We start from the raw sequence: 13,172 nt of genomic DNA on the forward strand, positions 1-13,172 counted from the left end.
TGTCAAATTAAATAATTTTATTGCTTATATATGTTATATAAAGTTACATTAAAAATAATTATAATATTCTTGTTTACAAATTGTTGCTGAGAGAGTATAATAAATCTGTTGCCTCAATACATTATGACATGCGGTCGTGGTGGAATGGCAGACACGCTATCTTGAGGGGGTAGTGGGCGTACGCCCGTGGAGGTTCGAGTCCTCTCGACCGCATTATATGCAATACCCAGTTGAAAAAGCATCCTGACACGTTTTACGTGAAGGGATGCTTTTTTTGTTAAATACTTTTCGTCATATCCTCCCGTCACAGAAGCGGTCGTATGGACAACGGACCGCTCGTTAACTGTAATGCATAAAGATTGTCAGTTTTTCTGCAAAAGCTTCTTAATATCTCCTACAAGCTTGTCTGGAGTGGTTTGCGGCGCATAACGCTTAAATACGTTACCTTCTCGTGTAATTAAGAATTTAGTAAAATTCCATTTGATCGCTTTGGAGCCTAATACGCCTGGAGCAGTGTGGGTCAGGTAGCGAAATAGAGGATGTGCCTGATCACCGTTAACATCTGTCTTGGCGAACATGGGAAAAGTCACTCCGTAATTGAGTTGGCAAAACTCGGAGATCTCCTCGCTGGAACCCGGCTCTTGTTTGGCGAACTGGTTGCTGGGAAATCCCAAAATTTCGAGCCCCTGTTCATGATACTGGTCATATAGCTCTTGTAGCGCCTTGTACTGGGGGGTTAACCCACATTTGCTGGCAGTATTCACGATAAGAAGAACTTTCCCTTCGTATGTGGATAACGGAATTTGTGCCCCTTGTAGGGTCTGTGCATCATATTTATATACGCTCATGATATCCCTCCTAATTCAATATTCTACAATTAAATTGTGAACAATTCAACAAGGGGTTGCAAGTCCAGAAGAGTCTACAGACATTGTGCATTGTAAAATCGTCTTTTGTTCAAAACGGTAAATCGCACTTCAAATGGAGCAAATTGAGGTGTTTCTTCTTATAAAAGAGGGTTCATTCGATAATTATCTAGTACATATAGCGCATTTTCTTTCTTTTTTATAAATAAAGGGCAACCGTACCATACCCTACGCCAATATTGACATGCCTTTCATTTTCAAAAAGAGGTGAAATACAGAGTTTTAGAGAGATACGAGAAGCATAGGTTGGTTGTAAGCGTTATCCTTAATCTTCTATGCTCTAAAGGGTGATTTATAGCCTTGCCGTTGAGCTTTACAGTCTTCCTTGCACGGGTGTATGATTCAAGACGTAATTTCAAATTAACAACAATGAAGCAACAACGAATTGTCTAAAGCGCTGAATTTTGCAGTTGCAAAAGCGGGGGAACCAACGAGTATATACGGCTTTGCAAGCCGTGTGTCTCATGGGGTGAATTTTCCGGCCAAGTGCCGTAAATAGGGCGACTCTCACGTCCGAATCCGACAGCTAACCTCGTAAGCGTACAGGGAGAGGCAACAAACCGCCGTGTGCAGCCATGGTTTATTTTATCATGGAATGTATGAAGCCGGAGGAAGCCTTTTTCCTTCGGCTTCTTTTTGTTGTCTTTTTATACCGGGAGAGGAGCTACTGATGGAAGGTCGGTTAATTATTGTCACTGCACCGAATGAAGCGGGCAGAAGTTTTGTGAAATTGCTTATGTTCAAAAAATTGGCGTTTGCAGTTCTCACAAATAGCACCCAGGAGGAACGACAGCTCAAAAAAATGGGTGTGGAGCACATTGTGCGCATCAATACGATGCAAGCGGGAAAATGGAATTTTCCTAAAAAAGAAATTGGTAGTGTGTATTTGTTTGAAAACAGCTTGAATCTAACTTGCCGTTTCCTGCAAATATGTCGGCCACTAACATCAGAATTGATCTATGTTATTACGCACGGCTGTAATCCACAAGGAATTTATCGGGGATTGGGAGCGGACCATGTGATCTACACATTGAACGGAGAGGTGGGTTTCCTGCTGAACGGATAAGCACTTATAACATAGCTGGTTTATGATTTTATGATGGAATCAAAAGGGCAATCTGAAAAGCGATACGGAGGGTATGAACATGATGGATTTATACATGCTGCTCGTGATGGCTGTGAGTTATGGAGTGATACTGCTGTTTGTACGCTGGTGTGATGCGCAGACCTCAAAAGGAGGGCGAAGAGGATGATCGTTGTGCTAGGACTTACGGCTATTGTGTTGGTGTATTTAATCTACGCACTCCTGAATCCTGAAAAATTCTAGTCAACTATAGGATCGAGCAGGCGGGAACAGCAGATCAAGAATGCAGCATCAGAGATGCAGATTTTCGCAAACGTGTGCACTCAATGGATGGTCTGAATCAGGTCTGTTGTTCCAAATGCAGGAGCATTTTAAGGAGGAATAGAGGATGGAGCTACTGCAAATTGGGATTGTGATCATCATATTGTTGCTCTTGGTAAAGCCGATGGGCACCTATATGTATCACGTATTCTCGAATGAACCGAATCGGACGGATCGGATTTTTGGTGGAACGGAAAAGCTGATTTATAAGGCTGTAGGCTTGAAGAAACAGGACAGCATGCATTGGACCACGTACGCTATGAGTTTCATTGCAACCAATGTGGTGCTTGTGGGGATCAGCTACCTGCTATTGCGCTTGCAGGCTATACTTCCGGGCAATCCGGTTGGGAACAGTAATATGGAAGCATCATTGGCATTTAATACAGTAATCAGCTTTATGACCAATACGAATCTCCAACATTACAGCGGAGAAAGCGGGCTTACGTATCTGACGCAGATGGCGTTCGTCACGATGATGATGTTTACTTCGGCTGCTTCGGGGTTTTCGGTTGCTGCGGCTTTTATGAGGGGATTGACGCGGCGCGGTGAAGGGCTGGGTAATTTTTTTCAAGATTTTATTAAAGCCAACATACGGATTTTCCTGCCGCTTGCCTTTGTACTTACGCTGGTGCTGGTGGGATTAAAAGTACCACAGACGCTACAACCCACGGCGGATATTACGACTTTAAGTGGTACACAGCAGCAGATTGCTATGGGACCCATTGCCTCATTGGAATCCATCAAGCATTTGGGCACGAACGGGGGCGGTTTTGCGGGAGCTAATTCTGCACATCCTTTTGAAAATCCAAATCCTTGGACGAACGTACTGGAAATTTTGGCAATGTGGGTAATGCCGGCTTCGCTGCCGTATACATTTGGATTGTTTGCCCGTAATCGCAAGCAGGGCTGGATTATTTTCAGCTCGATGATGGTCTTGTTCCTTATTTTTCTATCCATAACGTATGTGTCGGAGAAAACAGGTAATCCGTTAATCCAGGCACTGGGTATGGATGCATCTCAGGGAAGCATGGAAGGGAAAGAAGTTCGTTTCGGTATTGGCCAATCGGCATTATTCACTGCGGTCACAACGGCGGCAACGACAGGTTCGGTCAATAATATGCATGATACATTGACCCCGCTAGGTGGTATGGCTGCTTTGGGAGAAATGATGCTAAACGTCATTTTTGGCGGCAAGGGCGTCGGGCTGATGAATATGCTGATGTATGCGATTCTGGGAGTGTTTATATGCGGACTGATGGTCGGAAGAACCCCGGAATTTATGGGTAGGAAAATTGAAGGCAAGGAAATGAAACTGATTGCAATTGCTATTTTGGTACATCCGTTTCTTATTCTTGCTCCCACTGCGCTTGCGTTTATGAGTCATTGGGGATATGATGCGGTCTCTAACCCCGGATATCACGGGTTGACTCAGGTGCTCTATGAATATGCATCATCTGCGGCAAATAACGGCTCGGGATTTGAAGGTCTTTCGGATAACAACGTGTTTTGGAACGTTACAACAGGAGCGGTTATGTTCTTTGGACGATATGTATCCATGATTGCATTGCTGGCTGTGGCGGCTTCGTTGAATGCCAAAGCGCCGACCCCGGTGACGATGGGTACACTGCGCACGGACAACAAGCTGTTTGGAGCCATCCTAATCGGAGTGGTCCTGTTGATTGGTGCGTTAACCTTTTTGCCGGTGATCGTACTGGGTCCTGTAGCTGAATTTTTGACCATGTGATGAAGAATGAGCATAGAAGGAAAATGAGAATGGATGAACGGGGTGCTTGATCATGAAGGAACAACGCAAACGCATGCTGGATAGAAGCATCTTGAAGCAGGCGGTCAAGGATAGCTTTATCAAATTAAATCCGATGATCATGATGAAAAATCCTGTCATGTTCGTCGTGGAGATCGGCACATTGGTCGTACTGCTCATGCTGCTGCTTCCCGGTTATTTTGGAACCGGCAAGGAAATGGGCTTTAACTTGGCTGTATTTATTATTTTGTTGTTCACGCTGCTTTTTGCTAACTTTGCTGAAGCGCTCGCGGAGGGACGGGGGAAAGCACAAGCAGCTTCCTTGAAAAAATCCAAGCAGGACTCACAAGCTAATAAGCTCGTCGGGAATGAGATTCAGGTGGTCAGCTCAACAGCATTGCGTAAAGGTGACCTGGTAATCGTCTCTCAGGGCGAAATGATTCCAAGCGATGGTGAGGTTATTGAAGGCCTGGCCTCGGTGGATGAATCTGCAATTACGGGAGAATCAGCTCCGGTCATTAAGGAATCGGGCGGTGATTTTTGCTCGGTAACCGGCGGGACGCGGGTAGTCAGTGACCGCATTAAGGTGCGGATTACGACTGAGCCGGGTGAAACGTTTATTGATAAAATGATTTCGCTCGTGGAAGGTGCACAGCGGCAAAAAACACCAAATGAAATTGCGCTGAATACATTGCTGATTAGCTTAACGATTATTTTTCTCATTGTGGTGGTGACACTGGCCCCGATAGCCCGTCATTTTAAGATTGATTTGCCTGTCCCCGTGCTGATTTCGTTGCTGGTCTGTCTGATTCCGACCACGATTGGCGGGCTTTTGTCGGCCATTGGGATTGCTGGTATGGACCGAGTTACCCAGTTTAACGTGCTGGCCATGTCAGGCAAGGCGGTAGAAGCATCCGGGGACATCAATACGATGATTCTAGATAAAACGGGTACCATCACCTTCGGTAACCGGATGGCGAGTGAATTCGTGGTTGTAGATGGTATAGAAAAGGCAGAGCTAGCGAAATGGGCAGCGATGAGTTCACTAAAGGATGAGACGCCTGAGGGACGCTCGGTACTGGAATTGATGCGTAAGCAGGAATACACGCTGGATGAATCCTTGGCAGCAGGTGGAACCTTTATCGAGTTCAAGGCAGAAACCCGGATGAGTGGTCTGGATCTCGTCGATGGACGAAAAGTACGCAAAGGCGCCGTGGACTCTGTCCGGCAGTGGGTTGTATCGCAAAAAGGCAGTGTTCCGACCGATTTGGAGGAAAAAGCGAATCAGGTAGCCGCAGAAGGGGGGACACCGCTGGCAGTGGCGCTGGATGATCGGATATACGGCATTATTTATTTGAAGGATACGGTGAAGCCGGGCATGAAGGAGCGCTTTGATCAGCTCCGGGAAATGGGCATCCGCACGATTATGTGTACAGGTGATAATCCGCTGACAGCAGCTACCATTGCACGGGAAGCGGGAGTGGACGACTTTGTAGCTGAGAGCAAGCCGGAGGACAAAATCGCGGTTATCCGCCGTGAGCAGGAACAGGGTAAGCTGGTGGCTATGACCGGAGATGGTACCAATGATGCGCCTGCGCTGGCGCAGGCAGATGTCGGTCTTGCCATGAATAGCGGCACAGTCGCGGCCAAGGAAGCTGCTAATATGGTGGACCTGGATTCTGATCCGTCCAAAATTATTGAGGTGGTCGCCATCGGTAAGCAGCTGCTTATGACACGTGGGGCATTGACAACGTTCAGTATTGCGAACGATGTGGCTAAATATTTTGCCATTATCCCGGCGATGTTCATGCTGGCTATTCCGCAAATGGGTGCATTGAACGTCATGAGGCTGGGCTCCCCGTTATCGGCTATTTTATCGGCGCTTATTTTTAATGCAGTCATTATTCCACTTCTGATTCCGCTGGCAATGAAGGGTGTAAAGTATAAGCCAATGAGCTCGGATCGGCTATTGGGACGGAATTTACTGATTTATGGTCTGGGCGGTATGGTGGTACCGTTTGTCGGGATTAAGGCCATTGATTTGCTGGTACATTTGTGGATTTAGTGCAGAAAGGGTGAGCGACATGAGTGGTTTTTATCGGATGTTGTCTGGACGCAGATTTGCTGCACATGAGAAAGCCGGATCTGGTGGACAAGGCCAGAATATGCATACAGGGACGGAGGCAGTATCGGAAAAACAACCAGAGAGACAAGAGATGCGAGGAAGCGCGGTTATTGGAGTGGCTGTGCGAACTTCTGTGCTAATGATCCTATTGTGCGGATTGGCATACCCGCTGGTCAGCACAGGAGTGGCGCAAGTCCTGTTTCCGCAGCAAGCAAACGGCAGTATGCTTCGTGACACGGAGGGGCGGGTAAGCGGCTCTGAGCTGATTGGGCAGGCCTTTACCAATCCAGCGTTTTTCCAAGGCCGGGTATCAAGTATCGATTATAATGGAGCTGGTTCAGGCTCAAGTAACTACGCACCCTCGAACCCGGCATTGGTGAAGCGGATCAAGGATTCTATTGCGGATTGGCAGAAGCATAACCCGGATGTACCCATCAGTCAGGTTCCAGTGGACCTGATTACGAACTCCGGCTCCGGTCTGGACCCGCACATCTCGCCACAGGCGGCACAGGCTCAAATTCCGCGTATTAGTGGCTTGACGGGGATGGGGCAGAACCAGCTGAAGGCGCTGGTGCAGGAGCAGACAGAAGGCCGCAGCGCCGGAGTGTTCGGCGAGCCGCGTGTGAACGTGCTCAAGCTGAATCTCGCGCTTGAAGCGCTAATGAAGGTTAAGCCAGTTAAGCCATAGATGAATGAAAAAGGTATCCCCCTAGCGATAAGTTTGGGGGGATACCTTTTTCTATGGATTAGGATGCTCTGGGATGGATAGCTGCAAAGGAAGTATTTTATTTCTTATAGGTGATATGAATTTGTTGTTCACTTATTTACTTAGCTTTACATTGTTTGATGAATTTTTGGTTTTCCTTAAGGCTGAAGCGAGTACCAACATGTATATTAATACAATCATACCAATGACTAAGTAAGATAATTGAATATTCATTAAATCAGTGAGAGTACTGCTCAAAATAGGGCCGATCATTAGACCAATCGAGTATGCCGTGTTATAGAGTGCAAAAGTAATTCCATAAGAATGAATTCCACTTCGTTGAGAAATATCAGCAAGTTGAGGTAAGCAGGGAGCAAGAACCATACCCATGCTAACCCCTAAAACAGCTAGAATAACAGCTTGAAGCGATAATATTGCTGGAAGTGCTGTCAGAGGAAGAGCAATGGATATCATAAGTAGACCGAGGAGAATTCCATTTTTATAGCCGATCTTGCTGGAGAACTGACCTATAAAGGGTGTTGCCAGGCCATAAGCAAGTGTGGGAATAGCAAATAACAATCCGATAACTCCTGGATTAGCGCTAAAATTGTGCTGCAGGTGTAACGGTAATGTTGGCTCAAGTACGCTTGGGACAGATGCTCCGATAATTACAACCCCGATAACCAAAAGCAAATCTTTATTTTTCATGAACGAAAAAGGAGATACGTACTTTTCATTTTTCTCTTCCGGAATATCGTGCAGGAGTACTAATCGAAGTATAGCATCAACGACAGCCAATGCGATGGCAAAGTAAAAAGGGAGTTGGTAACTTCCCCATTGATACAACCAACCGCCAATTGTCGGTCCGAGAAGGGTTCCAGCGGCTTGCCCAGATAACGCCAAGCCCATGGCTTTGCCGCGTTCTTCAGATGGGTATAGCTCAGCCAGCAGAGCGAGCCCTGCTGTCCAGGTCATTGCGGCTGCGACCCCTTGAAGAGCACGTGCCAGTACAAGCAGCCAGAAGGTGTGGGCTATGGCGAACATTAAAGTGGAAGCTATGAGTCCAATTAACCCCCATAACAGAGGAGTCTTTCTCCCAATTCGATCCGTTAACAGACCCAAAATAGGAGTAGCTATAAATAGTGCAATTGCATAACTACTGAACAAAAATCCGATTTCGGTTTGAGTGGCTCCGAGAGAATCTGCGTATCTTGGCAAAATGGGTACGACTAATCCATAGATTAACATGTCAATGAATACAGCTAATCCGACAACGATTAGAGCAGCCTTTTGCTTATTGTGTACCCCTTTACTCATTTTCATTACTACATCCTCCTTATGAATTTCTTCTGATTTCCTCTTTAATTTGCTTAACAAATTTTAATTGAAGCTCGCATTGATCATAAATATTTTTGAAAATTAGCATGACGTTTACAGGGATATCCATAAGTTCAGCTTTTTGCTCTTGCCCTAGTTTCATTTCTTTATAGATTTTTTCAATGGCTTGATGCTGAAAACTTAAAGCTTCTTCTATTTCATGGAGGCCAGCCTCATCCATAAAAGTCAAAGCTGTGTACAGGGCTGTTGGAAACACAACAGAAGTTTCTTTAAATGATTCGATTAAAAGCCGACTAAACTCGCTTTTCCCAGCCTCCGTAATAGCATATATAGCTTTAGACCGATTCCCTGTCTGTTCCAATGTTTCTAAACGCACAATACCTTCTGAGTCCAGTTTTTTTAAGGCGTGATATATGGAAGCTGGTTGCACATAAGCCCATTTATCCGTTTGTGCTGATTGCATTTTCTGTTGTATTTCATATCCAGACATTGCTCCGTATTGTAGCAAGAGCCCAAGAACCATTACACGTGTCGTACTCATGATGATATCTCCTCCATAACTTTATTGCTAAATGTTTTATACTAAATATTTAGTAAAGGATTATAGTCGGATTATATCATTACAATCCAATGATGTATAGGTTTACAAAAACAGAGAGCTGTAAATATACGAAAGAAACAGTAGGTATTATGTTTTTTGTTGAACAGAATGCAGCGTTGATTCTAAGCATATTGGAAAAATAAATGAATAAAAAGAGGTATTCCATGGCTATTTTGGACTCCAGGAATACCTCTTTTTTTATTGGTTACTTGCAAACAGTCTGTCAACCTGTAATCGTCTGAATAATGAGGACTACATTCAAGATAATGATGACAGCAGTCACGATCCAGGTTATTACTTTTTGCCACATTTTATTTGCAAATTCACCCATAATCTTTTTGTCACTGGTAAAGAGCAGTAATGGAATGATGGCAAAAGGGAGCTGGATGGATAAAATAACCTGACTTAGCACAAGCAGCTCTTCTGCACCTTTTTCACCTGCAATCGCAGTGACGATGACTGCCGGAATAATTGCAATAAGGCGGGTCACCAAACGACGCAACCAAGGTGAGAGACGAAGGTTCAAGAAGCCCTCCATCACGATTTGTCCGGCTAAAGTACCTGTCACGGTCGAGTTTTGACCTGAGGCGAGTAATGCCACTCCAAACAGTATGCTCGCAAGTGTGGTTCCCAGTAATGGCGAAAGCAGATAATAGGCATCACTAATCTCTGCTACATCTGTTCTTCCTGCTGTATGGAACACGGCAGCTGCTACGATCAAGATGGCTGCATTAATGAATAGAGCGAACATGAGCGCTATACTGGAATCCCAAGTTGCAAATGTAATAGCTTCCCGTTTACCTGCTGATGTCTGCTCATATTTGCGAGTTTGTACAATAGAAGAATGCAGATACAGGTTATGTGGCATTACAGTAGCTCCCATAATACCGATGGCAATATACAGCATGCTTGGATTCGTCAATATTTGTGAGTCCGGTACAAAGCCACCCAATACGCCGCCCCATTCCGGTTGTGCCAAAATGAGATTAATGCCAAAACAGCCGGCAATCGTAGCCATTAATACAATGACGAGTGTTTCCAATGCCCGGAAACCTTTATTTTGCAGCAGCAAAATGAGCATAACATCAAATGCGGTAATGATGACTCCGTATAGCAACGGGAGACCGAACAGCAGCTTCAGTGCAATGGCTGAACCGATGACCTCGGCCAAATCCATGGCTGCAATGGCAATTTCGCATAAAAGCCATAAGCCGATCGCGACAGGACGACTGTAAGCATCACGGCACATTTGAGCCAAATCTTTACCTGTAGCAATACCGAGCTTGCCAGATAAGGCTTGCAGCAGAATGGCCATCAGGTTGGAGATAAGAATGACACTAAGCAGTGTATAGCCGAATTTTGATCCCCCAGCGATGTCTGTAGCCCAGTTGCCAGGGTCCATATAGCCGACAGCGACCATATAGCCTGGTCCAGCAAAGGCAAGAAACTTCCGAAACCAGGTGCCATCCTTCGGGACGCTCAAAGAACGATTCACTTCCGACAGTGAAGCGATTTCCGCGAAGTTGCCCTTTGAATTTTTCATACGCTTCACCTTCTTTGTTCATATTGAAATATATTATTAGTGACATAGCGATTGCGTTATCCCTATTGTACACCCACAATAGTTTTTGTCTAGTGCAACTTTTATGTGGTTAAGCAAATTTATCGTATTTTTGAAGCAATTGGCCATCTTAATTAAAACTAAACATTGGAAAAAACCAAGCTATATTGCTCTCAAGGGGCAGCTTGGTCGTTTTGAATTTTCTAAGTGTAGGCGGCTCATCAAGTTAGGGGCTTATAACATATAGTGTAAACATAAAAGAAGTGGAACTAAACGGTAAATAAAAGGGTTATTATCCCTTTTGAAATGATTCATTTTGCGTGGCTCGTTTAAAGTACATACGAGAAGGAAATCATGTATTAACATGACGAGGATTCCTGCGGAATGCAAATAAGATGGATGAAGGAGAGATGAAATCATGGAAGCGTTATACACAGCCTCAGCAACGGTACATGGTGGAAGAGACGGTTCAGTGGCTTCTTCAGACGGAGTATTGAAGCATAAGCTGAGCACACCGAAGGAATTGGGTGGCGCAGGTGGAGACGCTACGAATCCGGAGCAATTGTTTGCAGCAGGCTATGGCGCATGCTATGAGAGTGCGTTGGCGAATGTGGCCCGCAAAGCCAAGGTAAAGGTGGACAATGTAGAAGTCACCAGCCACGTATCGATCGGTAAGGACCCAAGCGACGGCGGCTTCCAGTTGGCAGTGCGTCTGGATGTAAAAATACCAGGGATTGAGCGTTCTCAGGCGGAAGATTTGGCACGCCAAGCACATGATTTTTGTCCGTACTCCAAAGCCACTCGCGGTAATATTGATGTTGAACTCAACGTCATTTGACCGCATTTTTTAAAGATTTCACACACGGCCGCCGATGGATCGGCGGCTTTTGCACCTAAATCTTGATCCGCTGATATGTGCAACCATTTGACATCACCGCCAAAATTCATTAAGATGTCATAGGTGATTCTGGTCATCAGGTACGAAACAAATTTGAAAAATACGGGTGATATGATGTCTTACAGACCGAATATTGTTAATTTCACGCTGGCTGGTAGCAACGAAAAGGAAGGGCTTTATGAGTTTAAAATGAGTTTGGCCGATGGAACGGAGTGCCGCGTTTTTTCTCAACGTAATCCGGAGTGGACTTTGACGAATATTAGTCGACTGCTAACGACACCTTGCCCGGTATGCCATAAGGATTTTATCTGCAAGTGTATGGATCAGTTCCATGAAGAGTTTTTAGAGCAAATTAATGCTAAACAGCTGTTTGAGAAAGCATTGAGCTAGTTTTTCGAACAGGTAAGGATTATACAGTTCTAGACAAGCGTCGGATATTTTCGACGTTTTTTTGTTTATAATTGAATCGTTGCGTTTTCATGCCGTTGATTTCTCTGTGGAGGTGAAGTACGTTGATGAACCAGTCTAGTCATATCCATATCGAACATTCCATTGTATTGGTGGATGGGGTATGCCACTTTTGTCAGGGAGCAACCCGCTTCATTATCAAACGTGATCCTAAGGGAATATTCCATTTTGGTTCCCTGCAATCCGAGGCAGGACAAGAACTTTTACGTGCAGGTGGACTGTCTACAGATCAACTGGATACATTCGTGCTGATTGAAGACGGTACGTATTATACAAGGTCAACCGCAGCTTTACGGATTGCCAAACGCCTTCGTTTTCCATATCCGCTGGCTTATGTATTCATCTTGATTCCCCGCTTTGTGCGCAACGCAGTCTATAACTGGGTAGCTCGTAACCGATATCGTTGGTTTGGCAAGGATGAAGAGGATCAATGTCAGATCCCCCCACCAGAAATTAGGAAACGATTTTTTTAGTTGCTTCTTTTGTGTTTATTTTTGCGGCGATCATTACGAATCAGTAATATTACAGCTACTGCGATCAGTAGAAGCCCCGTAACCGATACATACACGATATGGCGTACATTGGGTACGTTGACCGACAATTTTAGCTCGTTAGACTCTAATGGAGCAATGTCCCAATAGAGTGTCTTTCCGTCATCCGACACACGGTCCGCATTACTGGAAGCAGGCTGGATGGGTAGGGATAGGCTGAAGTTAAGATCCAGTTGCCGCTCTAGTAATTTGCGTGCGAACACATTCATTTGTTCTAATTTATCACTCAGGCCACGAGCTTCTTCAGGAAGCATCCGAGGTAGATCGAGCTTAAGCGTAAGATCCATATTGGTTGTGAAAAAATGCTGGCTCACTGCGCGATTTATTTCTAATCCCTCAGGCAGATTTGAACCCTGATCGGGATTTTTTTGGTTTGTACTCCAATCCCCTTGATAATGCCCCTTTATTTGATAACCCTTTCTCCCCTGCTCCGATAGCGGCTGTACGTCTACATTGTTGCTTTGTATACGTTGAATTAATCGATCGAGCAGCCCCGGATTGTCCAACATCATCAGTGTCTGGTTGTTTACGCTGAACGTTGCATCCATATCTACACTTTGATCCAGATGAACATCTACATGAATGTCACCCCGAGCACAGGAAGTTAGGGTAAGCAGACAACATACCAGCATAAATATGAGCATTATTTTTCGTAACTGTATTTGCCGACGTTTGTTCCGATAAGGGCTGTATCCTGTTGGGTCCATGACCTGCACCTTCTTTGTATGGTTTCTTTGGTATAACGACTGGATATCTTCTATATATTACACATTCGGAGAGCCAAAATCGAACGATATAAAAGAATAGTTAAGATTTATATCTCAAAAATGT

Annotated in this window: 13 protein-coding genes, 1 tRNA gene and 1 riboswitch; of the genes, 9 read left to right on the top strand and 5 right to left on the bottom strand. The window is 44.9% G+C overall.

What is annotated here, in order from left to right:
* Positions 1 to 130 precede the first annotated feature (130 nt).
* Positions 131 to 213 (top strand) — tRNA-Leu (locus tag MMB75_RS07685).
* 149 nt (positions 214 to 362) lie between these two features.
* Here MMB75_RS07685 and MMB75_RS07690 read toward each other — a convergent pair.
* Positions 363 to 848, bottom strand: a complete 486-nt coding sequence (locus MMB75_RS07690) for a glutathione peroxidase (RefSeq protein ID WP_016820704.1) — start codon at positions 846 to 848, stop codon at positions 363 to 365.
* A 463-nt stretch (positions 849 to 1,311) separates the two neighbouring features.
* Positions 1,312 to 1,483: riboswitch (cyclic di-AMP (ydaO/yuaA leader) on the top strand.
* 113 nt (positions 1,484 to 1,596) lie between these two features.
* On the opposite strand from MMB75_RS07690, the gene MMB75_RS07695 reads away from it, so the two are divergent.
* The 5 genes from MMB75_RS07695 to kdpC all read left to right on the top strand — a co-directional run bounded on the left by MMB75_RS07695 (position 1,597) and on the right by kdpC (position 6,906).
* On the top strand, positions 1,597 to 1,992 hold the full coding sequence (locus tag MMB75_RS07695; RefSeq protein WP_016820703.1) for a hypothetical protein: 396 nt from the start codon (positions 1,597 to 1,599) through the stop codon (positions 1,990 to 1,992).
* Between the two features lie 183 nt (positions 1,993 to 2,175).
* Positions 2,176 to 2,253, top strand: a complete 78-nt coding sequence (locus MMB75_RS26215; protein WP_481857100.1) for a potassium-transporting ATPase subunit F — start codon at positions 2,176 to 2,178, stop codon at positions 2,251 to 2,253.
* A gap of 145 nt (positions 2,254 to 2,398) precedes the next feature.
* A complete protein-coding gene (kdpA, locus tag MMB75_RS07700; protein ID WP_016820701.1) occupies positions 2,399 to 4,075 on the top strand; it encodes a potassium-transporting ATPase subunit KdpA in 1,677 nt (558 codons plus the stop codon).
* A gap of 52 nt (positions 4,076 to 4,127) precedes the next feature.
* Positions 4,128 to 6,158: a potassium-transporting ATPase subunit KdpB gene (gene kdpB, locus MMB75_RS07705; RefSeq protein WP_277507444.1), complete on the top strand. Its 2,031-nt coding sequence runs from the start codon at positions 4,128 to 4,130 to the stop codon at positions 6,156 to 6,158.
* 19 nt (positions 6,159 to 6,177) lie between these two features.
* On the top strand, positions 6,178 to 6,906 hold the full coding sequence (gene kdpC, locus MMB75_RS07710) for a potassium-transporting ATPase subunit KdpC (protein ID WP_277507445.1): 729 nt from the start codon (positions 6,178 to 6,180) through the stop codon (positions 6,904 to 6,906).
* Positions 6,907 to 7,038: 132 nt separating this feature from the next.
* On the opposite strand, the gene MMB75_RS07715 is transcribed toward kdpC, so the two are convergent.
* The 3 genes from MMB75_RS07715 to MMB75_RS07725 form a co-directional block, all read right to left on the bottom strand.
* Positions 7,039 to 8,247 carry an MFS transporter gene (locus MMB75_RS07715; RefSeq protein ID WP_277507446.1) on the bottom strand — a complete coding sequence of 403 codons (1,209 nt, stop codon included), beginning with the start codon at positions 8,245 to 8,247 and terminating at the stop codon, positions 7,039 to 7,041.
* 13 nt (positions 8,248 to 8,260) lie between these two features.
* Positions 8,261 to 8,803 carry a PadR family transcriptional regulator gene (locus MMB75_RS07720; protein WP_016820697.1) on the bottom strand — a complete coding sequence of 181 codons (543 nt, stop codon included), beginning with the start codon at positions 8,801 to 8,803 and terminating at the stop codon, positions 8,261 to 8,263.
* 283 nt (positions 8,804 to 9,086) lie between these two features.
* On the bottom strand, positions 9,087 to 10,406 hold the full coding sequence (locus MMB75_RS07725; RefSeq protein WP_019686568.1) for an Nramp family divalent metal transporter: 1,320 nt from the start codon (positions 10,404 to 10,406) through the stop codon (positions 9,087 to 9,089).
* A gap of 436 nt (positions 10,407 to 10,842) precedes the next feature.
* Between MMB75_RS07725 and MMB75_RS07730 the strand changes: the two genes are divergently transcribed.
* From MMB75_RS07730 to MMB75_RS07740, 3 genes are all read left to right on the top strand, one after another.
* Entirely contained in the window at positions 10,843 to 11,262 is a 420-nt protein-coding gene (locus tag MMB75_RS07730; RefSeq protein WP_013369947.1) for an organic hydroperoxide resistance protein, read from the top strand.
* A 123-nt stretch (positions 11,263 to 11,385) separates the two neighbouring features.
* Positions 11,386 to 11,712 carry a hypothetical protein gene (locus MMB75_RS07735; protein WP_017426537.1) on the top strand — a complete coding sequence of 109 codons (327 nt, stop codon included), beginning with the start codon at positions 11,386 to 11,388 and terminating at the stop codon, positions 11,710 to 11,712.
* Positions 11,713 to 11,837: 125 nt separating this feature from the next.
* Complete coding sequence (locus MMB75_RS07740) at positions 11,838 to 12,263, top strand: thiol-disulfide oxidoreductase DCC family protein (protein ID WP_045244032.1); 426 nt, start codon at positions 11,838 to 11,840, stop codon at positions 12,261 to 12,263.
* On the opposite strand, the gene MMB75_RS07745 is transcribed toward MMB75_RS07740, so the two are convergent.
* Positions 12,260 to 13,048 (bottom strand): DUF3153 domain-containing protein, encoded by a 789-nt coding sequence (locus MMB75_RS07745; RefSeq protein WP_045244031.1) that lies wholly within the window; start codon positions 13,046 to 13,048, stop codon positions 12,260 to 12,262. The genes MMB75_RS07740 and MMB75_RS07745 overlap by 4 nt on opposite strands.
* Positions 13,049 to 13,172 lie beyond the last annotated feature (124 nt).

This window comes from Paenibacillus sp. P2(2022), from assembly GCF_029522175.1.
Classification (GTDB): Bacteria; Bacillota; Bacilli; order Paenibacillales; family Paenibacillaceae; genus Paenibacillus; species Paenibacillus polymyxa.